Below are 23,715 nucleotides of genomic sequence, written 5' to 3'. Positions count from 1 at the left end.
ATTAGTCAATGTAAAAATCTAGATAAAGACGATCTTGGCCAGTAATACTACTGTCAATATCCAAACCGGAATACTGATGTCAGAGAATTTACCAGCGACTACCTTGATGGCAGTAAAGGTGATAAAGCCAAGTGCAATACCGTCAGCGACAGAATAGGTCAAAGGCGTAAACAATAGCACTACCACAACCGGAGCGGCTTCTGTCAAATCATTCCATTTGACGTCTTTTAATGTTTCCATCATGAGTACTGCTACATAAAAGATAGCGCCCGCAGTCGCATATCCTGGAATCATACCGGCAAGTGGTGAAAAGAATAAGCTGAGTAAAAATAACACACCAACTGTCACAGCCATCAAACCAGTACGACCACCTGCAGCAATACCTGAGACACTTTCAACAAAACTGGTTGTTGATGAGGTACCAAGTACTGTACCTGCCACAGTCGCCGTCGAATCTGCTAGCAATGCTTTGCCCATATTTGGGATTTTACCATCTTTACCAATCAAACCTGCTTGAGTGGTAGTGGCAATCAGCGTGCCTGCTGTATCGAATAAATCAACGAATAAGAAAGCAAAGATAACACTAATCATGGCTACATCGAACGCACCAGCGATATCAAGCTGCATCAGGGTTGGTGCAATAGGCGGCGGCGCTGAGATAATACCTGAAAACTGCGTATTTCCTGTGAGCAGACTGATAAGCGCGACTAGTAAAATACCAATAGTGACCGCACCTGGTACTTTTTTATGTGACAAACCTACGATGACAATAAAACCAAGGGCTGCCATCGCAGGTGAAAACGAGGTCATATCACCAAGTCCCACCAGCGTCGCATCATTATTCACGATAACGCCTGCGGTTTGGAGCGCAATAAAGGCCAAAAATGCACCAATACCAGCGACAACCCCTTGTTTGATACTGGTCGGAATAGAATTAATAATGATTTCACGGATTTTAAACAAACTTAATAGGATAAAGATACAACCTGACAAAAATACTGCGCCAAGCGCCGTTTGCCAAGCATAGCCCATTCCTAAAACCACGCCATAAGTAAAGAAGGCGTTGAGTCCCATTCCAGGCGCTAGGGCCACTGGCAGGCGGGCATAAATACCCATAATAAAACAACCAATGGCCGCGGCAAGACAGGTGGCTACGAATACTGCGCCTTTATCCATACCGGCATCAGCAAGTACATTAGGGTTGACAAATATGATATAAGCCATCGTTAAAAACGTGGTTACACCCGCTAAAATTTCTGTTTTGATCGTGGTGTTCTGACCATTGATTCCAAAATATCGTTCAATTGCGTTCATAGGAGTCGCTTCCAAATTGCAGTGAGTAAATTATCATTATCAAATGGTATTGATAAATGTCGCTTCCAAATTGCGACGATAAATGCCGCTTTTAACTCAAACATAAAAAATACACCTAAATTGCGACGATAAATGACGCTTCCAAATTGCGACTGTAAATGACGCTATAAACTACGGTTGGAGATGATGTTTTTAATCCTTTAGCCACACAAGATTTGCTAAAAATAAAACCGCTGTGAAAAATTACAGCAACAAATCATAACATTCTATGGAAATAAATAAATAATTTCAATGAATGCCATGAACTTGTCAGTAAAAGAGCAAAAAATAGTTGACCATATGGACAATATTATAAAATGATAGTGCTGTCACCATAAATTTTAGGAAAAAACTACTCATTATGTAATTAACACATTATTAATGATATTTACCAAGATTAGCAGTACACTAGGGGGTTAATATGAGCACCCTATTTTTAATGACTATTATTAATTATCCATGAGTCCTTTACATGCCTGAATCCTTAAATATTATCGACCTTATTACTCAAGCGAGCCTGCTGGTTCAGATCGTGATGGCTCTATTGTTATTAGCATCGTTACTCAGTTGGGTGATTATTTTTCGTATGAGTGCGCGGCTTGGCACTGCCAGAAACTTTGACCAACAGTTCGAGGCTTGGTTTTGGTCGGGTGAAGATTTGGCGAAATTGTATCAAGGTATTCAGGGCTCACCTGAGCGCCAAGGTCTTGAGCAGATTTTCTATGTTGGCTTCTCTGAATACTTAAGAATGCACAAAAAACGTCAACCAAAAGATGACATTATCGATGGCGTTGAGCGTAAGCTTAGGGTGGGTCTTGGTCGTCAGCAGCTACTTTTGGAATCAGGACTTACAACGCTTGCCAGTATCGGCTCCGTTGCACCTTATGTTGGTCTGTTCGGCACCGTTTGGGGTATCATGAATGCCTTTTTGGGCTTGTCACAAAATGAACAGGCTACCCTAGCCGCTGTAGCACCAGGTATTGCAGAAGCATTGATTGCCACCGCTATGGGTTTGTTTGCCGCTATTCCTGCGGTATTGGCTTATAACCATTTTACCGCCAAATCTAGTCGATTATATGATTCACGTGCCTTATTCTGTGATGAGATGACGGGTATGCTGCAGCGCGAAACCAGTAATGAAAGCCCGCAGCCTAGCACTCAAGTAAGCCAAGCCAACCAGGGCACTCAGGTGGCTGGTCTATGAAACAAAGTCCCTATCGCCGTGAAAAAAAAGCACTGAATGCGGAGATGAACGTTGTTCCTTATATCGACGTAATGCTCGTGCTGCTCGTGATATTTATGGTGACCGCGCCGATGCTGATTACTGGCGTCGATGTTGATTTGCCAAAAGAGCAAACCAACACCATGAGTCAAAGCCAGCTACCAGTCATTGTATCTCTGACCGGTAACGGTGAGATTTTTATCAGTTATGAGAGCAATGTTGACTTACCTGTTAGTGAGCCTGAGCTGATTGATACCCTCTCGACTTTGCAAAGTCAAAGCAGTGATGCCGGTGCGCAACCAGTACAAGTGATGATTAATGCCGACCAAAACAATCAATATGGCGCTATCATGACTTTGATGGCAACGTTGCAACAAGCTGGTATTCAGAAGGTTGGACTATTAACTGGCGCTCCATTGCCCACACCAGCGGTTTAATCATTTTATAATATTAAAAAACAGCCGTTTTGGTGTAGCCGGTTATAATAAAGCAGATAATCTGATGTAGCTTATCTTTTAGTATCACGTTTTTGAGTATCACTACCATGCACAAGGCTCCAACCGTTTATGTACCAACTGAACCCGAAGGCAATGGGCTAACCTTACCCACGCTGCTCAGTTTGCTGGCACATGGTCTTGTCATTGGTATACTTATCTATACCTACCAAAATATGGACGTTGAGACCGCAGGTAGTATTGAAACGACCATGGTATCTCCTGAACAGTTAGCCGAGATGCAAGGTCAAATCCTTGCCAATCGCGCCGCCGCAGCCAGTGCCATGCAAGCGGAAAGCGGCTCAAGTAGTTCAGCTACGCCAACAGAAGCCTTTGATGGTAGCGTCAGCACTCCAAACCCTGTTCAACCAAACTCTCAGCAAGTGCCTGTCTTCACACGCTCGGATGAATCTGCTACTAGCCCGATGCTAATGAGTGAAGAGCAGCATCAACGCCTGCTTGAGCAAAACCAAGAGTATGAGCGTAGTATGGCTGAATGGGCCGCGCGCTTAGACGAATCCGTCTTAGAAGAACATGACCAAATTGAAAAAGAAAGACGACAGCAGCTGATTGAAGAGCAAAAAAGGCTTGGGGATTTCCGCAATAAACAAAACAATCCTCCCAAGATTAAGCGCCCAACTGCTACCGACCGAAATATAGAAATCAATACGGGCGGCTCTAGTAGTTCAGGTCAAACTCTTAGTCTATCAAACGATGGGCAGTCGACTTTATCCGGTGATAGCACAACCTCAAGCCCTGCAAAAGGCAACAGCCGCTCAGCGTCAGGTGGCAGTCGCGGCGCCAGTAATAGTGAAATCATTAACCTCATCAGACGTAACTATAACCCACCGACTGCGGCAAAGGGCTCAACCCAGCGTGCGACCCTCACAATTACGGTCAATGCCAGCGGTAATATCACCAATGTTACTGCGTCAGGACCGGATGAAGCTGTCAATGAAGCCGCCAAACAAGCCGTACTAAATACCGGTAGCTTACCAATCGATGCTGACGATCCCAAATACCCGACCTTTACTCTACAGTTTAAAGGTAGCAATTAATCAGTTGCTCATGTCTTATATTATTGATAACGTTACCTTAAACAGCTTGTACTGTAGAAGGGACTGCCTTATCTTTATGGCGGACTAATAACCTATAAAAATGATACTCATACTGTTTCAGGAGCTTAACTTACTCATGCACACTCATAAAAAACTACTCATATCATTACTTGCTAGCGCCTCAAGCTTACTTATCGCGCCAAGTGTGCTGGCAGCGCCTGTCGTTTTAGAATTGGATTACGAGATTCCTGTGCAACAGAACCAAGTGGCTTTTGTACCTTTTGCTGGTGATAGCGTATTGTCACCTATTATTGTCAATGACTTGAGCAAAACTGAGCTCAAAGTTACCAGTCAGAATCTACCGCAGCAGCCACGCAGTAGCAGCGAGCTGGCAGGGACATTACCGGTTTGGCAAAGTATAGGGATTCCCTATCTTGTCGTAGGTAGCACGCGCAGTAGCCGCGGTAAAGTAGTGACCGATTATGAAGTGATTGAGGTTAAAACAGGACGCGTGATCGAAGGCAAGCAAACTTTAACCGCTGATAACAATAAAGACAGCATGCGCTATGCCGGTCACGTCATCGCAGATAAAGTGTACGAGCTCATTACCGGCATTCCAGGGGACTTCTCAGGGCGTATTGCCTATATTGAAGAAATTGGTGCCGGAAAAGCAAAAGTCTCACGCTTAAAAGTCATGGATGCTGATGGCGAAAATGCCAAAACCATTACTGAGGTTTCAGGTTCTATCTTCTCTCCAGCATGGTCGCCCGATGGCAATCGTATTGCTTATTCAGTACAACGTGATAAATCTTATCCTGTTATTTATGTGCAAAGCGTGAGCGGCGGCGGTGCAACTCCATTGACGCCTTTCCCTGGTAGCAACTTAAGTCCTTCGTTCTCGCCAGATGGCAGCAAAATACTGTTTTCGAGTAGTTTTGAAGGCAGTGCTGATATTTATGAGATGAGTGCCAGCGGCGGTCAACCAAGACGACTGACCAATTGGCCAAGCAGTGAAGTACAGCCAAGCTACGCCCCTGATGGCAGATCTTTTGTCTTTGTATCTGATAAGACTGGATTTAATAAGCCGCAGATTTATCGTTATGAATTTGGTTCAGGGCGCACAACCAAAGTGTCTAATAGTGGTTATGCGACCAGCCCACAATTTAGTAGCGATGGCACGCAAATTGCCTTTTTAAATGGGCGCTCAGCGGCTGTTATGAACAGCGGCGGCGCGGTCACTGCTAATTTGGGCAATACTGGTATCGATGAAGCACCGAGCTTTTCACCAAATGGTAAGCGTGTTGTTTATGCATCAAAGCAAGGTGGTAAGGGCGTATTGACTATCAAATCACTAAACGGCGGCGAAGCCTTTGGTAAATCTGGGCAAGGTACGATTCGCTCACCTGTCTGGTCAGCCAGTCCCAGATAGAGCTAGAAATTCGTAATGTCTTAACCAAGAAAAGCGCACAATCATCGATTGGGCGCTTTTTTATATGAGAGTAAATCGATTAGCTTTTATTCTAAGGAAACATTGTTCACAGCAACACTATTCACTTGGATCATAACCGGGCGGATTGGCATGTCTCAGCTTGGCCACGTCTTCAGCGGTCACTGTATCCGTGTAACCATTTAAGTCACTGACGACGTATTGAGTCACTGCCGCCATTTGCGCATCATTCATCATCATATGAAACGATGGCATCCCGCGGAAACCATTGATCAGAATATTAATGATGTAATATTTTGACTGCATTTTGCTATTGTTAGCCAGTGGCGGATAATAGCCTGCACCATAAGCGCCCTCGCCTTTATGCATATGACAGCCAGCACAGGAGTCATGATAGAGCTTTTTGCCATCGGTCGTAATAAAGGCATTCGACCCTTCAAACTTTGCTTCCCACTCGCTAATAATAGGATCATTTTCCATATTGGGTAATGAGCTATCATCAACGACATTGATAGGCTGCGCTTTTAGCTCGTCACGGCTCATATAGACAGCGCCCCAGCTGCCAGTATTGCGACTTGCTTGATAGTCAACCGTTTGCTCAGCATCGTGTTTACTGGCTATCGTCTCTACATCGCCTGCTTTTTGACTACAGCCTAATAATGCGCTGCTGCTTAACAGCATAAACATCAGCATCTTAGGTGTCATGCTTTTCATGATAGTTGTTTTCATGATAATAGTGTTCATGATAGCCTCTGAATTTATAATAATTGTCTCTATTTTCGGCGCAATTAACCCAGCATTTTTGCCTTTTTATGCAAGCGTTTAGCGGCATCTATGCCAGATAATATAGCCCCTTCCTGCCATGCAGGAATATGAGAGCAATGCTCGCCTGTCAGCACAATACGGTTGTCTATACTGCATAGGTTATCGTAATGCTGCTCACGACTAGACTCACTCCAAATACCGTAGCAGCCGAGTGTCCAAGGAATACGGTGCCAGACGACAGATGTTCCGGCGCGGAATTCCTTTGGGTACTGCGGATGGATATACTTACCGTAGGCAAGCGCCACATTGATACGCTCTTGCGGTGTTAGAGTATTAAACTTATAAGAAGTCGCGCCAAAGCCATAGGCACCAAGCAATACACCTGAGCCATCTTTAAACATATTTTCTGACGGATAAGCAATTTGGGTAATAGGCATATTAGTATAGGTTAAACCGCCATAAATCCACTCTTCTTCTTCCCAGAAGCGGCGATTAAATTCCAAACCTACTTTATAGGAAGTGTCATAAGGAACCGCTGCCATCGCCTGTTTCATTGGTTTTGAGACATTGATATCGAGCTGGGTTAATACGGTTAAAGGTATGTTGCAGACACACCAGTCTGCCCGAATGGTTTTGGTTGCGCCATCGGGACTATTACTGTCCACATAGTCGACTGTAACACCGGTATCATCTTGATGAATCTTAGTGACTTTGGCATTAAACTCAATCATATCGCGACATTCGCGGGTGAAAGCATCACCGATTTTACCCATACCACCAACTGGCTGAAACATGGTCGGCTGATGTCCATAGGTCATGTGATTGCTATAAATATCTCCCCACATGCCTGAATCTAGTATCTCACTGATTGGTAATGGCTTTGACGGCTTTTCATTTGGCATCAAACCGCCACCTGGGAACACACTAAAGCCACGATGTTTAGTAGTCTCATTACTGGGGCGGTAGCGATAGTCTTTATCGAGCACGCCCCACCCTTTTAGCCCTTCTAGCAGCTTCTCTTTGTCCTCAGTATTGACTGAGCGATCCAGACCACCCACGTTTACTGACTTCGATAGCAGCTCCGCCACATGACCTTGAATGTCATTTTTGATGTCACCCAAACGCTGCGGTACGCCATTGAAATGATTAGTACGGTGCAAATAAGCGCGGTCATTGGTTTGGATAAAGGGTTGCATCTCAACACCGAACTGTTTGCAATAATGAAAGACGGCATAGTGGTGGCTTGGCAAACGCCATGGTCCACCATTGAAATAATTGCCTTCTTCAAAATCACAAGTGACCTCTTCGCCGCCAAGCTCAGTATATTTATCACCGCTGTTCAGTGTCCAACTACGACCGCCACCACGATTTTGAAACTCAAGCACTTTGAAATCGTAGCCCGCTTTTCGCAGCTCATAGGCGGCAGTAAGACCACCAAGACCAGCACCAAGAATGACAATGCTCGCGCCAGCAGGTGCGCCTTTAAGATCCATTGCTTCTTTAAAACTGGACTCTGAAGCAAACCCCAAGGTCGTCATTGCTTGATACATGGCGGTCGCGCCCGCTGTTTTACCAATCATTGAAAGCAATTGACGGCGCGTGGGTGATTGAAGCATGTCTTTCATAATAATATCCTTAAAGTAGACAATGGTGCAGGATAGTAGACGCATCTTTATCAATGTACTTGGCGTGTTGTTGTCTATAATTGCCAAACGATAACGCTCTATCTAATTGCCATAATCCTTGTCTTATAATCAGTATCTAACATAGCTTTATAGTATTTATTACTACGCTGTTTAATGAAAGGTGAAATGAAACCCAAATCAGTGACGGTACTTAGAGCGTATGATGGCTCGAATAATAAATATAATGACGGCAATAGCGACGATAATACCCAATATCGCCAGCAAGCCTGCGTATGTAATTAAAAATGGCTTTTCGGCGCTAGTGGCAGCGATGCGCTCGATATCGGCTGCACTCACATCACTGCTGGCAAGACCGCCAAAGCTGATGCGTACATAATTGGCGATACTGGCAATTTGCTCGCTGCTCAGCTCATCAGAGAAGGCCGGCATAATCGGTGACGTATTGGTGCTGCCAACGACCCCATGCAAAATCATATTGACGAGCACATCAGGCTTATCGCGGCGAAGACTGCTTAGCCCTACGATGGGTGAATACTGTGCATCAGGTTGCCCATAACCGTCTACGCCATGACAGCTACCGCATGTTGCCAAATACAAGGCTTCTGGTGAATTACTGCCCTTGCTCACAGCAGTTTTTGCTTGAGCCAAATAATCTTTTTGCGCAAGTAAATCATGGGTAATAGATTCGTTCACCCACGTAGGCAAACGTGAGACATCGATGGCAGATACCTTATCATCGGTTTGAATGGCAGGTACTGTTTTTAGATAAGAGGCAATCGCGCTTAAGTCTTCTTGCTTTAGATACTGAGTACTATGCGCGACTGCCTCACCCATTGGACCACCAGCATAAGCGCGCTGATCAAGCTCGCCGGTGCGTAGATAAGTAATGATATCTTGCTCACTCCAGCTGCCAATACCACTTGACTCGTCAGGAGTAATATTAGGTGCGTACCAATGCCCTAACTGCACTCCAGATAAATACATTTTTTTATCGAAGCCCATGGTGCTGTTGCGTGGAGTATGGCAAGTACCACAGTGTTCTAGATTATTGACCAGATATTCACCGCGCTTCTGCGTCTCATTGAGGCCATCACGTCCCTCAGTAGAAGGAACATTTAAAAAATTCCAACCGAACATGAGCGCACGAATATTAAACGGAAATGGTAGGTCAGTTTTATGCTTTGGCGCTTCATCTATCACTTCTACGGTTTACAGATAGGCAAATAGCGCGCTGATATCCTCTTCTTTCATACCACTATAAGAAGGATATGGCATAGCCGGATATAGCATATGACTTGACGCACGACCTTTTTGTAGCGCATTTTTTAGATCTTTTTCAGTATAATTGCCGATACCATAGCGTTTGGAGGGGGTGATATTCGTAGAATAAATCTCGCCCATAGGGGTCTCTATTGCTGTACCGCCAGTATAGTCTTCGCCATGACACGCCATACAGTCCGCTGCACGAGCAATATAGGCACCTCGATTGACGAGCACGCTATTGGCAGGACTGATATTAGGTAAGGTCGCATTAGGTAAGCTTGTATTAGTAAGGCTCGTATCCTCAGCCATCGCAGCGCTGGAGGCCATACCAATGGCAAGCATCGATAACATCATAGAAAATCGCTTCATAATTCCCTCATTTCGCTAACATCTCATGTATTTTTATGATTGTTGCGCATAACTTCCACTGTTAAGCTGAATTCTTATCATTATTTTTTACTATTATCAGTACAAGATAAAACTGTAATAAAATACCCATTTATAGATCATTGCTAAAAAATGTCTGTTCACCTCACTACTGTAAGACTATTTCACTTCTATTACTTGTATATAGTTAGTTTGGTTTAAGAGCGTTACAGCGCGGCTGGCATTGATTTTTCGCAGCCTCTGTCGGCGTAGGCACAGCACGCAAGGAAAATTAATACCAGTCGCGCATTATAATATAGTGTATTTATTTTATTTAGTAACGACTATAGTAACGTATTGCTATCATTTTTTTACAAAACTTAAAAAGATAAATAATTGGATATATTGTTTAATAGACGGTTATACCTTTTTATATTATAAATTTAGGTAAAATAATTAATTCTTTATAAAACAATTAGTAAAGTTATAAAAGCTTGTTTCTATATATTTATAAACATAAATTACTGGTAAATTATGGCTAGATAATGAAGCCAACATTTCTTCTTATCCTATTTTGGCTGTACATAATGGATACATAACGTCCATCCTAAACGCTTCTTACAGAGCGTACTACTTCCGTTTATAATGAGATAATATCTTGCACAATCCCGTGCATTGGTTATGATGAGCGCTATTTTACCGTCGCCGATTGCCTTTTGAGATATCATTATGAAGTCATTAACCTTGACCTATATATTCACAGCTGCCTTATTTATGACAGGTTGTCAGTCGTTTCAATTTGTCGAAAGCCCGATTCCTGTCAAAAACGCCCCGAGCAAAAATCTGTTGGTTAAAACTGTCCCAGTTGCAGATATTGCCGTTGAAAATAACGAGCACTAAGATAGATATAAAAAGCTGACAATAAAAAAAGCAGATATCGGTTTGATATCTGCTTTTTGGTATTTACTACTTAATAAATAGCTTTTGAATTTTTATGAGGCGGGCTGATGTTTTATGATGGTTTTTGCCAGATGATCACCAAACCAAATCGCCGTATCTATATCACCCGCGCCTGGTGTTTCTTCAGGTGGACCATCAAGCGACTGGGTCATCAAACCCAAATTACTCGATAAACGGTTTAGATCATGGGGCTCATGTCCGGTCGGTCTGAGTGGCAATCCTATCCAGTTCATCCCATGCTGCATGCTATAAAGACAAATCTGTTGTAGTACAGCAAGCTTATCGCCGCTAAGCCCACCTGAGTTGGCAAAACCTGCTGCCCACTTGCCTTGCCATTTGCCATGATACCAACGCTTCGATGTCGCATCCATAAAAGTCTTAAAGCCTGCTGTCACACTGCCCATATATACCGCACTACCAAAAACCAACAGATCCGCTTGATCTAAAAACTCCCAATCGACGTCATTGACATCGACAGCCTTGGCTTGCGCTTCAGGTAGTTGCTGACGAGCGCCCGTCACGATTGCTTCTGCGACACGTTGAGTATGACCGTAGTTACTATGGTAAATAACGGCCATCGATATATTAGATACGCTAGAAGAAGTCTCGTCAGGAGGTAGTACAATAGACGGTGTAACAGATGTATTCATATAAACTCTAATAATGGCTATAAGTAATGAAATAAAAAATAAAAAGGTAAATTAGGCTTATGATTGTTAATGATAAGAAGACACAATTATTATGTGACAGTTACTCTTTTAAATGATCATGCTTTAGTTACTATAGTCGGTCCTAAATAAAAAAATCCAAATGTTATAAGGTACTACTGGGGTTACTTTTTCTTGCTTGCTGTGTCTACGCAGACAGAGGCTGCGAATAATTAACCCCAGTAGTTCTGTACCCTTTTAAAAGTGGATTAGCTATATATAGAAGCACTTCGCGTAATAATCAAGGCCATGCGTCCCGTTGCAGGTTGCTGCAAATGGGTCTGACGTCGATAAGAATAGTAATGCCCGTCAGCATAACTACAAGGGATAGAGGACTCATTGCATACGACAATCCCTGCTGCCTGCAACTGATCCGCGGCAATTTTTGGCAAATCTATCTTAATTTTTTCTGCATAGACTGGCGTATTGTCTGATAACTTGTCCGCTGTACTCGCTGCGTCTAACTCGCTAGTACCTGACGCCATCACGTAGCGCTCATCAAAATTACTTATTGCATCTGTCGTCAAAGCGTTATTCGCGATGCAACCTGCCAATAACTTATCTCGGACTTGGCTACCCACTTCATAGCTATCTTGACTGATACAAACGCCTATCCATGCCATAATCTCGCCGCTGCCGCTAAAGCGTTCAGCCGTTGCTTTGATTACGCCGCATGCCAGCCCTTGCCAGCCAGCATGAATCGCCGCTATCTGCCCAGTTTCTGGCTGATAAAGAACGATCGGTACACAATCAGCCGTCATTATGGCAAGCCCAGTACCATCTTGTTTGCTAACCATAGCATCAGCTGCCATAGGCGCCATACTCAGTACCGTAGCATCGGTATCATGTATATCATTACCATGGACTTGATTAACCCAATGTAGCGCTTTGACAGGCACGCTATGAACAGGTAGGTTTTGCTGCGCGATCATCTGCTCATTAATCGTAGCAAGCACACGCATCCGATTACTTAATACTACGCTTGCATCATCATTGACATGCAGCCCCAAGTTCAGCTCGCCATAACTTGCTTGCTGTCGTTGATGTGGCTGCTGATTGATTTTAGACCGAGATATATCAATACTTGCATAGTCTATATCAGAAAAAGCAGCCGTTTGAAACACAGCCACATCATCAAGCTGTGCTAACAATGTCATGGGAAGCGTATTTTTCATGGCATATTTACCGTTTTAATAAAGCGTTTTTGCAGCGCTTACTCTTCGTCATAACCGTCACTTAAGACCGCCATTAGCTGCTGCATATCTTCAGGCATTGGTGTAGTGACCTCAACGTCTTCACCAGTCGTTGGATGAACGAAACCCAACGTATAAGCATGGAGTGCTTGACGCGGGAAGTTATTAATCGCTTGACGCTGCGCTTCTGTTAGACCAGCACGTAGCTGACGACGACCGCCATAGACTCTATCACCAACAATAGGATAAGTAATATGACTCAGGTGCACACGAATCTGATGCGTACGCCCTGTCTCAAGCCCTATATCCAACAAACAATAGTTACCATTAAGCGCGGTTACATTCAACAGGTGAGTCACAGCTTCGCGTCCTGCCGTCATTACCGTCATTTTGGTACGCTGATTACGATGGCGTCCAATGGGCGCGTCAATACGGCGATGACGAGATAGACTCGCTGCATCCCCTGCGACCACACATTGGTAATGACGATACACTGATTTGTCCTTTAGCTGCTCCATCAGTGCCAGCTGTGCGGGTTTGGTTTTACCAATCAACAATAGCCCTGAAGTATCTTTATCAATACGGTGTACCAAACCTGCACGCGGCAAATGGTGCTGCTGCGGATAGTGATACAATAGCGCGTTTACCAAAGTGCCTGTTTGATTACCGGCACCTGGATGTACCACCATGCCGACTGGCTTATTGATGACCAATACGTCATCATCTTCATAAACCACGTCGATTGCGATATCTTCTGGCTGATCCTCACTATGCTGCTCTAAAGTCGTCGCTAGATGCAAGATATCACCAGCTTTAACACGGATCTTAGGTTTTTGTATGCTACCGTTATAAAGCAAGCTGCCATCACTTACCCAGCCTTGTAACTGAACACGTGAAAAATCGGTAAATATTTTTGATGCCAGTTTATCAATACGCAAACCTGCTTCGTCTTCTATAACCGTATGCTTCACGTCAACCACAACAGGCACAGATTGCCCTGCGACCGAGACTTCATCATCGCCATGCTCGTCTTCGTCATTAAGCAGCTCATCATCTGACACGTTATCATCGTCCATATGCTCGTCAAATTGCTCATTAATGGTTAATAATTCATTGGGTATCGTGGATTCTGGCACAGGTGAACCTTGCGTTGATAAGTCTGTCATTGATGAATCTTCAGTGGATTGGTTCGCGGGTAAATTGATAGTCATAGCATCATGTATTCATAGCAGATTTATATATGGTAAAGCCTCTGACAATGTTCAGTCAGAGCACTTCATAAGAAAACAGATTGGCACTTATAGACCATAAATAATAATCGTGGTCAAAAATGGCAATAATATCGCTCTAGTGTAACATGCTGAGCGTTTAAGCCCTATAGAAGCTGCATGTTATCTGGCAATTTATAGCACTCATTAGCTCTCTAAGATATAACATGGCTGTAATTTACTGTATATTTGTCACTGTCAGCACTATTGAATATCGCCCGTTGCAACTGCTCATGCTAAACTAGCGAGCGCAATCATGATAAGCGTGGCGATTCAGACGTTGTACTATATTATTGGAATATACTTAAGGTATCGCTGAATAAAAATGCATTATAGAATAAGCCAGCGGTGCGCTTAACTACAAAATAGCTCATGAAAAAATAGACGCAGCAAATGTTATTCTATAAAGTAAGCCATGTTTTGCTGTATGCTATGGCACTGTGTCGTTATTGCAGCTCTTTTATAAAAGCTTTACATATGATGCACGCCTTATTGCGTAACATAGTTACAGAGTAAATTTTTAATAAATTAATAACTATGTTTTTTAATGAGCATGTTTTTATAACGATAATACGCATGCTTAGTGATTGGCATGTAAAATGATAGACCATTATTGATGCACCAAGCATCGTTTTTTATCATCAATCTACTAAATAGTATAATAGCGTCACTGCTATTATGCGTCTTGTGTCGGAGAAGAAGTATGCAAGCTGTTGGCAATACGTTTATCAAACTGTCCTCAATCACTTTACTTGCCCTAAGTGTCAACTTAGTGGGTTGTCAAACCTTTAAAAACCTCACCGGCGGTAAAGACGTGGATGCAGTAGTCACTGCTGAGAAGTCAGAGCAAGCGTACTATAATGACGCGATTGCTCAGATTGATAAAGGTCGCTATACCCAAGCGATCGAAGATTTAACCAACTTGCGTACTTTTTATCCGACTGGACAATATGCCGAGCAATCTTTGCTCGATATGATGTATGCACAATATGCCAGTGGTAAATATGAAACTGCGGCTGCCAGTGCTGAGCAGTTCATTCGTCTGTACCCGTCTAACCCGCAAGTGAGCTACGCTTACTATGTGCGCGGCGTTGCCAATATGCAAGGCTCGTCTGAAGGTTTGAAACTGTTTAAGCTCAATCAAGCAGAGCGCGATACTGCTTACTACCGTATTGCTTTCGCCAATTTCCAAGAGCTGTTGAACAAATACCCAAACAGTCCTTACGCACCTGATGCCGCTCAGCGCATGACTTTTATTTATAATCAGTTTGCCGAAAGTGAGATGAGCGCTGCTAATTGGTATATTGAGCGTGAAGCTTATGTGGCTGCTGTCAATCGTGCCAAATGGGTCTTTCAATATTATCCACTCAGCGAATCTGTGCCAGATGCGATTGCCGTCCTTGCTTATAGCCATGAAAAATTAGGTCTAACTGATTTAGCAAACGAGTATAAAACTTTATTGCAAATTAACTATCCGAACATGCTAAGCGCTGATGGACGTGTCAAGCTCAATACCAAACGTGAGCGTTCTCTAGTGAACAAACTAACTTTTGGACAGCTGAGTCGTTTTGATAAAGACACCACAGTTTCGACTGGCAATTATAGCGGTGCGACCAAAACTCAAGTCATTCGCAATGCCACTCAACTGAGATTGCCAAGCGACAATGCGGCAAATACAGCAGCGCCAAGCAGCACTTCTCCGCTGCGTCTGACTGATGACAATCGCCGTGTACGCTTAGGGGCGGTTGAAAATGACAGCATCGATATGACCGATAGCAATTAATCGTATTTTGGTATGATTGATTAAGAGCGTTTATGCGCTTTAATCAATAACGCTGTCATGGCGTCAGACGTCAACTAAAAATAAGGTCAACGATACGGTTGGCCTTATTTTTTCTGTTTTATTTTTTGCATTATTTTGAGCATCAACAATATTGCACCTATGGTAAACTGTTTTTCGCATGAGTATCCCAAATCACATTCTTGAACAATTAAATAGCCAAGCTGATTTAGTCAGTATCATTGGGCGTCATACTACGCTTAAACGTGCTGGTAGTGAGTTTAAAGGCTGCTGTCCTTTTCATGGTGAAAAGTCGCCGTCTTTTTATGTCAATCCACAAAAAAACATCTATCACTGCTTTGGCTGTAGCGTCGGTGGCAATGCCATCAGTTTTTTACGTGATTATGAAAACCTCACTTTTATCGAAGCGGTCAATGAGCTGTCCAAGCAGACTGGCATCGAGGTGCCAAAAGAAGAACAGCAAAACGTCAGCTATCAGCGTGCCCCAGTTAAACTAAAATCCATGCCAAAATCTGCTATTAAGCCAGCAACATCGGCAACGCATCTGCAAAAAAATGATAGTCAGCCAGTAACCAATAATCAGTCATCCATAATCATGCCAGCTGATGATACCCAGCCGCCAATTTATGATGACCACCATAGTTATGACAATTACCCACCGTTAGATACTTACGATGCCGTCCCTTATGTAATGGATGGCTATGATGCTCATTATCAAGATGACAATGGCTATCCGCCTGCATGGTTAACCGGTGATGATAATACTGCTCTCTACAATGATAATAGTATCTCTGATAAAGATGGCAACTTATATGAGCTGCTAGAGCAGATACAGCAGTTTTATCAACATAATCTCAGTATTCACCCTCATGCTAAGCATTACTTCTTATCGCGCGGTATTAGCGATGAAATCTTCGAAACTTTTGGCTTGGGCTACGCGCCTTTTGGTTGGCAACATCTTGAGCATCAATTTCCACAAGATATCGAAGGTCTCAAAGCGCTTGGCTTAGTACGGCGCTCAGAATCTGGACGCGATTATGACCTACTTCGTGATCGGGTTATTTTCCCTATTCGAGACAATCAAGGGCGTACGATTGGTTTTGGTGGTCGTGCGCTTGATGATGAGGTAAAGCCCAAATATATCAACTCCTCTGACTCGCCCGTCTTTCATAAGCAGCATGTACTCTATGGTTATTATGAATCACGCCAAAAACGTGCAAATGACTGGCTAGTAGTCGAAGGCTATATGGATGTCATTGCCCTATATCAAGTCGGTATTTATGGTGCTATTGCATCGATGGGCACGGCAATTAATGAGAGTCAAATCTCACGTCTATTAACGCTAAATCCAACATTAACCTTAAGTTTTGATGGTGATAGCGCCGGACAAAAAGCCGCTTGGCGTACGCTTGAAGTGGCGCTACCGGTGCTCAGTGATGAAAAAGAGCTGCGTTTTTTGACGCTGCCCAACAATCACGACCCTGATACCTTTATAAAAAGTCAGGGCGCGGATGCCATGCGTGAGCAGATCACCAACGCCATGCCGCTATCACAGTATATCTTTGCCTATCTCAGTGAGCGTCATGATTTGAGTTTGGTTGAAGGCAAAGCCAAGCTCATGTCACAAGTACGCGCCTTGACTACTGCCTTACCAAAAGGCAGTAGTTTCCGCTACCTGCTCAATAATGACATTTATCAAAAGCTTGGCGGCAAACGTAGCCAAAACATCGAAGCCAAAGATGCCCTACTAGATTTTGATGGTGAGATGACCATCAGTCAGCAGCTTCAACTGTGCTTTGTATTCCAGCCGCGTGCCTTGATTGATGATCCTATCGAAGCCATTTGGCAACAAGCCGGTATTAATGACCTACACCTGCCCGCTCATCTTAAGCAAAAAGCCTCGGCTGATGTTTTACGCCCGCTGGCTTGGGAAGATATGCAGGACACGGCATTACTTGATGTCGTCAGCACTATTAAGCGCTGCCTGAAATATTTGCCAAAAGATGCCAATGCGGCGGCGCACTTTATTCTCTCTAACGTCAAACCCTTGACGCAAGAGACGCTTAGTCGTGATTGGAGCAGCTTCTATAAAGCCCTGACCAGTCGTAATATCTTGAGCCTCGATGGTTTGGTCGAAGAGTTGGTCAGCCAACTGATTGAACGCCATATGAAGAAGAAAACACAAGATTTGATTAAAAACCCTGACAACATAAAACTGGCGATTGTCCGCAAACAATCCCAGTTATTAAATGACTGGTTACGTGCGCAGCAAGCAGAACAATCGGCCCAAATGGCGACGGTTAAATCTTAATATGATTATTAGATTTTATTTATAAAACAGCTGCCCTTTAAAAGGGTCGACATTGTCCCCACTATTAATGATTATGCACTGTTGTCTTAGCTTATTAAAACTGCCTGTTATTAAAACTATGTTTAACATGGAATAGCTGGTAAATAATCAGTAAAAAACAGTCGGTAGATATCACTACCTCGTGCTTGATTACACTGGTCTGTGTTAAACTATGTCGCTAACTATTTATAGCATGGCTTAATGAATAACGACAAAATGATGATACGCCCGTATGATTGAGCACAGTTTTAGGTATAAATTTTTAAATGTTATCGTTAAAGCGTATTTTAAAATATTTATTTTTAGGTATTAGCCTTTTGAAAATTTTTGAGCGTTAGCGGTTTTATAACATTGTAATTGTAGTATTTTGAGCCTTTATTCATATCCACTCATTTTTGATATTATTGACTACCTTTACGCCATATTTTGATCAATCGATTGATAAGATCAACGCACCCAGCGAGCGATAGCCAGTCACAATATAAAAATGTCCGATGCAAGTAAGCGAGTATTTATGAACGATAAGTCAGTTTCTAAGTCCACATCTCAACTGGCCACCTTAATCCAAATGGGTAAAGAGCAAGGGTATTTAACCTATGCTGAGGTGAATGACCAACTGCCCGACTCTATTACCGAAAGCGATCAGATCGAAGATATTGTACAAATGCTAACCGACGTTGGCATCAAAATCTTTGAATCTGCGCCTGATGCCGATGACATCTTGATGAACGATGATTCAAGTGATGATGACATGGCAGCGGATGAGGCAGCAGCGGTACTAGCTTCTGTTGAAACCGAACCTGGTCGCACCACTGACCCTGTGCGTATGTATATGCGTGAAATGGGTACGGTTGATCTATTAACGCGCGAAGGCGAGATTGCCATTGCCAAGCGTATCGAAGAAGGTATTCGTGACGTACAGCATGCCATGTCTTACTGGCCGGGTACGGTACAGTTCGTCCTTGACGAGTATCAAAAAGTCCAAGATGGCGAGAAAAAACTTTCTGACGTTATCACTGGTTTCTTAGACCCTGAAACCGAAGAAGACAAAATCGCTGCTCAAGAAGCCAAAGAAGCAGCGAAGGAAGAACGCGAGCGCATCAAAGAAGAAAAAGAAAACCCGCCGATCATCAAAGAAAAAGCCAAAGTAAAATCTGGGCTTGATGATGACGAGGACGACGACGAGGAAGTGGAAGAGGACGCTGAAGAAGAAACCAGCGGTATCGATCCAGAAGAAGTACGCCTGCGTCTAGAAGAGATCGAGCATCTATTTATTAAAGCCAAGCAAGCCTTACTTGATTATGGTCGTGGTAGCACCCAAGCCAATGAAGCTTATGAGCAACTGGCTAGCCGCTTTATGATGCTAAAGCTGAATAACCGTCTATCTGATCAAGTCATGGCCATCATGCATGACGTCTATGACGACGTGCGTAAGCATGAGCGTCAAATCATGCGCTTGGTGATTCGCCGTGGTCGTATGCCGCGCGAAGAGTTCCGTAAGACTTTTCCAAGTAATGAAACCAACGTTGATTGGTTGATTGAGCGTATTAAAGGTAAGCCTGCTTTTGCTGCCACGTTAGAGAAAGTCGCCGACGATGTTATCTTGTTACAACGTGCTATCCGTGATTACGAGCATAAGCTCGAGATGGAAATCCACGATATGAAAGATGTGGCGCGCCGTATGGCTATTGGTGAAGCCAAAGCCCGCCGTGCCAAAAAAGAGATGGTCGAGGCTAACCTACGTCTGGTTATTTCTATTGCCAAAAAATATACCAACCGTGGTCTACAGTTCTTGGATCTGATCCAAGAAGGTAACATCGGCTTGATGAAAGCCGTCGATAAATTTGAATATCGCCGTGGTTATAAGTTCTCGACCTATGCGACTTGGTGGATTCGTCAGGCAATCACCCGCTCTATCGCTGACCAAGCACGTACCATCCGTATCCCTGTGCATATGATTGAGACGATTAATAAGATCAATCGTGTCTCTCGTCAATTGCTACAAGAAATGGGACGCGAGCCAACGCCTGAGGAATTAGGCGAACGCTTAGAGATGGACGAAGCCAAAGTTCGTAAAGTACTAAAAATCGCCAAAGAGCCTATCTCAATGGAGACGCCAATCGGTGATGATGAAGACTCGCACCTAGGTGATTTTATCGAAGATGGTACGATCTCAAGCCCTGTTGACGATGCGACGGCTGCTGGTTTACGTGAAGCGACGCGTGATGTATTAGGCAACTTGACTGAGCGTGAAGCACGCGTGCTCAAAATGCGTTTTGGTATCGATATGCCGACCGACCATACTTTAGAAGAAGTTGGTAAGCAGTTTGATGTGACGCGTGAGCGTATTCGTCAGATTGAAGCAAAAGCATTGCGTAAATTACGTCATCCATCACGCTCTGAGCATCTGCGCTCTTTCCTTGAAAATGATTGATAAGCCCCTTATAAAGACAGTAGCTTTTTAGCATACTCTCTTTATATATCGTAGATATATATAGCCCAAAAGCTGAGCGCGTCTCAGCTTTTTTGTGGTTAATCGATAGTCGTTTGTTAAAATACTAGCCAATTTTAAGACTCAAGCCCCATTATAAAATAGTACTAAGGACTCACCCATGAGCGATAATCAACAAAATCCTAAAAAAGATGTCAACGTCTCTCAAATATCGTTAGGCAATGACAAAATTAAAGGCAAAAAAACCGACATTCAAAATCCTGAGTTGTGGGATTTTCCGATGAATTACCCGATGAGTATTATCGGTAATGAAGGTGAACATGAGACTTTGTTGAACGAAGTCAAACTCATTTTAGGCAGCCAGTTTCCTGATTTTGACTTAGCGTCTATGCAAGTCAAACCTTCAAAAACAGGACGCTTTCATTCTATACGGGTGAACTTATACTTAACGACTGCTGAGCAAGTCAATACCCTATATGCGTCTCTTGATGCGGCTAAGACGGTACGCATTGTGATGTAACTTATGATAGGGTTGACAGTCTCTTGCTGCCCTCTATCAAATCCTACTATCATGGGCGTAAATTCACTGAAGATAATGACAATCGTCACTCATTTGGGTGGCGATTTTTTGTGGTTTGATGTACAATCTGCGCCCGCATTATTATTGCCGTGACTGCTTTTATTAGTCAACAATTTACGAGAAAATAAAAAGCAAAGAGTGATTATATTTTTACAAAAAATTTATTATTAAGCTCATTTGCGTCTAACCCTTATGCCATCGTCCTTTGCCCAAATTCGGACAACGCATAAGCCCTCAGCAACATAGTTTGCCGCTAAAATCAATATAGCATTTTCAAAATTTTCCCGCTATATTGTGTCCACCTATTAACAAACACGCTATATGTAGTGCTCAGTGATTTTAAGCATCACCATGAGCCGTGGCTAGCTTTTGCCTCAAAAAAACACTCTATCATGAGCATATATATCGCGTTATAAAGCATGCTTGGCGTCCTTACACCGCGCAGCATCACTAATAAGTCATTCAGTAAATAACTATTAAGCAATCAACTTACGAGGTCAGCATGACACATATCGATAAAATCCAAGTAACCAAACGTGATGGACGTTTAGAGCCTATCGAGTTAGATAAAATTCACAAGGTTATCGAGTGGGCAGCTCACGGTTTAGATAATGTGTCGGTGTCACAAGTGGAGCTAAAATCACACATTCAGTTTTATGAAGGCATCAAAACTCGCGATATTCATGAAACCATTATCAAGTCAGCAGCAGATCTTATCTCTGAAGATACGCCTGACTATCAGTATTTAGCCGCGCGCTTGGCCATCTTCCATTTACGTAAAATTGCTTATAATAAATTCACCCCGCCGCACCTTTATGATCATGTCAAAAAGCTTACTGATGCTGGTAAATATGATCAGCATATCCTAGCCGATTATAGCCGTGCGGAATTTGATGAATTAGAAGAGTATCTAGATCACTGGCGCGATATGAATCTGGCTTATGCAGCTGTTGAGCAAATGGCAGGTAAATACCTCGTCCAAGATCGCGTTAGCAAAACCGTGTATGAAAGCCCACAGTTTTTGTACATGTTGGTTGGGATGTGCTTGTTTAGCCGTTACGAAAAGTCAGAGCGTATGAACTATGTGAAGCGTTTCTATGATGCGACTTCAGAATTCAAAATCTCACTACCAACCCCTATCATGTCTGGTGTGCGTACGCCATCGCGCCAGTTTAGCTCGTGTGTATTGATCGAATGTGGTGATAGCCTAGACTCAATCAACGCCACCACCAGCGCCATCGTACGCTATGTGTCACAGCGTGCTGGTATCGGCATCAACGCGGGTCGTATCCGTGCCCTTGGTAGCCCTATCCGTGGCGGCGAAGCACAGCACACTGGTTGTATCCCATTCTATAAATTGTTCCAAACTGCTGTTAAATGCTGCTCACAAGGCGGCGTCCGTGGCGGTGCAGCGACGTTATTTTACCCATTATGGCATTTAGAAGTTGAGTCGCTCTTAGTATTGAAAAACAACCGCGGCGTCGAAGACAACCGTGTCCGTCACATGGACTACGGCGTCCAGCTAAACAAAACCATGTATACCCGTTTGATTAAAGGTCAAGACATCTCGCTATTCTCACCAGGCGACACGCCGGGCTTGTATGATGCGTTCTTTGAAGATCAAGACAAGTTTGAAGAGCTATATACCAAGTACGAAAATGACCCTACTATTCGTAGCCGTCAAATCCCAGCAGCAGATTTGTTCAGCTTAATGATGCAAGAGCGTGCCAGCACGGGTCGTATCTACATCCAAAACGTCGATCATTGCAACACCCATAGCCCATTTGACCCGACTGTTGCGCCAATTCGCCAGTCAAACCTATGTATGGAAATCGCCCTACCGACCAAACCACTTGATAACATCAATGACGAAGAAGGCGAAATCGCCCTTTGTACACTATCAGCGGTCAACTTGGGTAAAGTTGAAAACGTCAGCGATATCGAAGAGCCAGCAGAACTCATCGTCCGTGCGCTTGATGCTCTGCTCGACTATCAAGACTACCCAGTAAAAGCCGCTCAAAACGGCAGCATGCGTCGTCGTACTCTAGGTGTGGGCGTGATTAACTATGCTTATTACTTGGCTAAGAATGGCGTACGCTATTCAGACGACAGCGCGCTTGGTCTGACGCATCAAACGTTTGAAGCATTGCAATTTTATCTCTTGAAAGCGTCAAACAAATTGGCAAAAGAGCAAGGCGCTTGCCCTGCGTTCAATGAGACGACGTACTCACAAGGTATCTTGCCGATTGATACGTACAAAAAAGACTTGGATCAAATCTGCCAAGAGCCGCTACATCTCGATTGGGAAACGCTACGCACTGAAATCACCACTCACGGTCTGCGTAACTCTACCCTAACCGCCTTGATGCCATCTGAGACCTCTAGTCAGATCGCCAACGCGACCAACGGTATAGAGCCACCACGCGGTCTGGTCTCTATCAAAGCGTCAAAAGATGGCATCTTAAAGCAAGTCGTACCTGAGATTGCTACCCTAAAAGATCAGTACGAGCTACTATGGCAAATGCCGAACAATGACGGCTATATCAAGCTGGTCGCTATCATGCAAAAGTTCGTCGATCAAAGTATCTCTGCCAACACCAACTACGATCCCGTTCGTTATGAAGGTGGTCGTGTACCAATGAAGATATTGCTTAAAGACTTGCTAAACGCGTATAAGCTTGGTGTGAAGACGTTGTATTACCACAACACACGTGATGGTGCGAACGATGCCCAAGCGGATATGGAAGATGATTGTGCTGGCGGGGCTTGTAAGATTTAGGTTTTTAAACA

18 protein-coding genes are annotated in these 23,715 nt (G+C 43.6%); 10 read left to right on the top strand and 8 right to left on the bottom strand.

Annotation, left to right across the window (positions count from 1 at the left end; translation table 11 throughout):
- Positions 1–18 precede the first annotated feature (18 nt).
- Positions 19–1,314 (bottom strand): NCS2 family permease, encoded by a 1,296-nt coding sequence (locus JMX75_RS05410; protein WP_201531355.1) that lies wholly within the window; start codon positions 1,312–1,314, stop codon positions 19–21.
- Between the two features lie 511 nt (positions 1,315–1,825).
- Between JMX75_RS05410 and tolQ the strand changes: the two genes are divergently transcribed.
- The 4 genes from tolQ (at position 1,826) to JMX75_RS05390 (ending at position 5,556) form a co-directional block, all read left to right on the top strand.
- Positions 1,826–2,557 (top strand): protein TolQ, encoded by a 732-nt coding sequence (tolQ, locus tag JMX75_RS05405; protein ID WP_201531354.1) that lies wholly within the window; start codon positions 1,826–1,828, stop codon positions 2,555–2,557.
- Entirely contained in the window at positions 2,554–3,012 is a 459-nt protein-coding gene (gene tolR, locus JMX75_RS05400) for a protein TolR (RefSeq protein ID WP_133104210.1), read from the top strand. The genes tolQ and tolR overlap by 4 nt, the downstream gene beginning before the upstream one ends.
- A 107-nt stretch (positions 3,013–3,119) precedes the next feature.
- Positions 3,120–4,127, top strand: a complete 1,008-nt coding sequence (locus tag JMX75_RS05395) for a cell envelope integrity protein TolA (protein ID WP_201531353.1) — start codon at positions 3,120–3,122, stop codon at positions 4,125–4,127.
- A 136-nt stretch (positions 4,128–4,263) separates the two neighbouring features.
- Positions 4,264–5,556, top strand: a complete 1,293-nt coding sequence (locus JMX75_RS05390) for a PD40 domain-containing protein (protein ID WP_201531352.1) — start codon at positions 4,264–4,266, stop codon at positions 5,554–5,556.
- Positions 5,557–5,673: 117 nt separating this feature from the next.
- Here the strand turns inward: JMX75_RS05390 and JMX75_RS05385 are convergent, their stop codons facing one another.
- From JMX75_RS05385 to JMX75_RS12920, 4 genes are all read right to left on the bottom strand, one after another.
- Positions 5,674–6,318, bottom strand: coding sequence for a c-type cytochrome (locus tag JMX75_RS05385; RefSeq protein ID WP_201531351.1), 645 nt, complete (start codon positions 6,316–6,318; stop codon positions 5,674–5,676).
- A gap of 44 nt (positions 6,319–6,362) precedes the next feature.
- A complete protein-coding gene (locus JMX75_RS05380) occupies positions 6,363–7,964 on the bottom strand; it encodes a flavin monoamine oxidase family protein (protein WP_201531350.1) in 1,602 nt (533 codons plus the stop codon).
- A 198-nt stretch (positions 7,965–8,162) separates the two neighbouring features.
- Positions 8,163–9,122, bottom strand: a complete 960-nt coding sequence (locus tag JMX75_RS05375; protein WP_227673145.1) for a c-type cytochrome — start codon at positions 9,120–9,122, stop codon at positions 8,163–8,165.
- 72 nt (positions 9,123–9,194) lie between these two features.
- A complete protein-coding gene (locus tag JMX75_RS12920; protein WP_227673144.1) occupies positions 9,195–9,617 on the bottom strand; it encodes a c-type cytochrome in 423 nt (140 codons plus the stop codon).
- A gap of 726 nt (positions 9,618–10,343) precedes the next feature.
- Between JMX75_RS12920 and JMX75_RS05370 the strand changes: the two genes are divergently transcribed.
- Positions 10,344–10,514 (top strand): hypothetical protein, encoded by a 171-nt coding sequence (locus tag JMX75_RS05370; protein ID WP_156772645.1) that lies wholly within the window; start codon positions 10,344–10,346, stop codon positions 10,512–10,514.
- Between the two features lie 92 nt (positions 10,515–10,606).
- Here the strand turns inward: JMX75_RS05370 and JMX75_RS05365 are convergent, their stop codons facing one another.
- The 3 genes from JMX75_RS05365 to JMX75_RS05355 all read right to left on the bottom strand — a co-directional run bounded on the left by JMX75_RS05365 (position 10,607) and on the right by JMX75_RS05355 (position 13,640).
- Positions 10,607–11,152, bottom strand: a complete 546-nt coding sequence (locus JMX75_RS05365) for a flavodoxin family protein (RefSeq protein WP_201531458.1) — start codon at positions 11,150–11,152, stop codon at positions 10,607–10,609.
- A 338-nt stretch (positions 11,153–11,490) separates the two neighbouring features.
- Positions 11,491–12,456 (bottom strand): polyphenol oxidase family protein, encoded by a 966-nt coding sequence (locus JMX75_RS05360; protein WP_201531349.1) that lies wholly within the window; start codon positions 12,454–12,456, stop codon positions 11,491–11,493.
- 38 nt (positions 12,457–12,494) lie between these two features.
- Entirely contained in the window at positions 12,495–13,640 is a 1,146-nt protein-coding gene (locus JMX75_RS05355) for an RluA family pseudouridine synthase (protein ID WP_413786632.1), read from the bottom strand.
- Between the two features lie 805 nt (positions 13,641–14,445).
- Between JMX75_RS05355 and JMX75_RS05350 the strand changes: the two genes are divergently transcribed.
- The 5 genes from JMX75_RS05350 (at position 14,446) to nrdA (ending at position 23,704) form a co-directional block, all read left to right on the top strand.
- Positions 14,446–15,525 (top strand): outer membrane protein assembly factor BamD, encoded by a 1,080-nt coding sequence (locus JMX75_RS05350; protein ID WP_011513462.1) that lies wholly within the window; start codon positions 14,446–14,448, stop codon positions 15,523–15,525.
- A 178-nt stretch (positions 15,526–15,703) separates the two neighbouring features.
- Positions 15,704–17,854 (top strand): DNA primase, encoded by a 2,151-nt coding sequence (locus tag JMX75_RS05345; RefSeq protein ID WP_201531345.1) that lies wholly within the window; start codon positions 15,704–15,706, stop codon positions 17,852–17,854.
- A 553-nt stretch (positions 17,855–18,407) separates the two neighbouring features.
- Complete coding sequence (gene rpoD / locus JMX75_RS05340; RefSeq protein WP_201531343.1) at positions 18,408–20,327, top strand: RNA polymerase sigma factor RpoD; 1,920 nt, start codon at positions 18,408–18,410, stop codon at positions 20,325–20,327.
- Positions 20,328–20,505: 178 nt separating this feature from the next.
- Positions 20,506–20,865, top strand: coding sequence for a YbeD family protein (locus tag JMX75_RS05335; RefSeq protein WP_011513459.1), 360 nt, complete (start codon positions 20,506–20,508; stop codon positions 20,863–20,865).
- A gap of 562 nt (positions 20,866–21,427) precedes the next feature.
- Positions 21,428–23,704: a class 1a ribonucleoside-diphosphate reductase subunit alpha gene (nrdA, locus tag JMX75_RS05330; protein ID WP_201531341.1), complete on the top strand. Its 2,277-nt coding sequence runs from the start codon at positions 21,428–21,430 to the stop codon at positions 23,702–23,704.
- Positions 23,705–23,715: the final 11 nt, after the last annotated feature.

It is taken from the genome of Psychrobacter sp. LFX-11D, from assembly GCF_904846475.1.
Lineage (GTDB): Bacteria > Pseudomonadota > Gammaproteobacteria > Pseudomonadales > Moraxellaceae > Psychrobacter > Psychrobacter cryohalolentis.
This window is presented reverse-complemented; position numbering and strand designations above follow the sequence as displayed.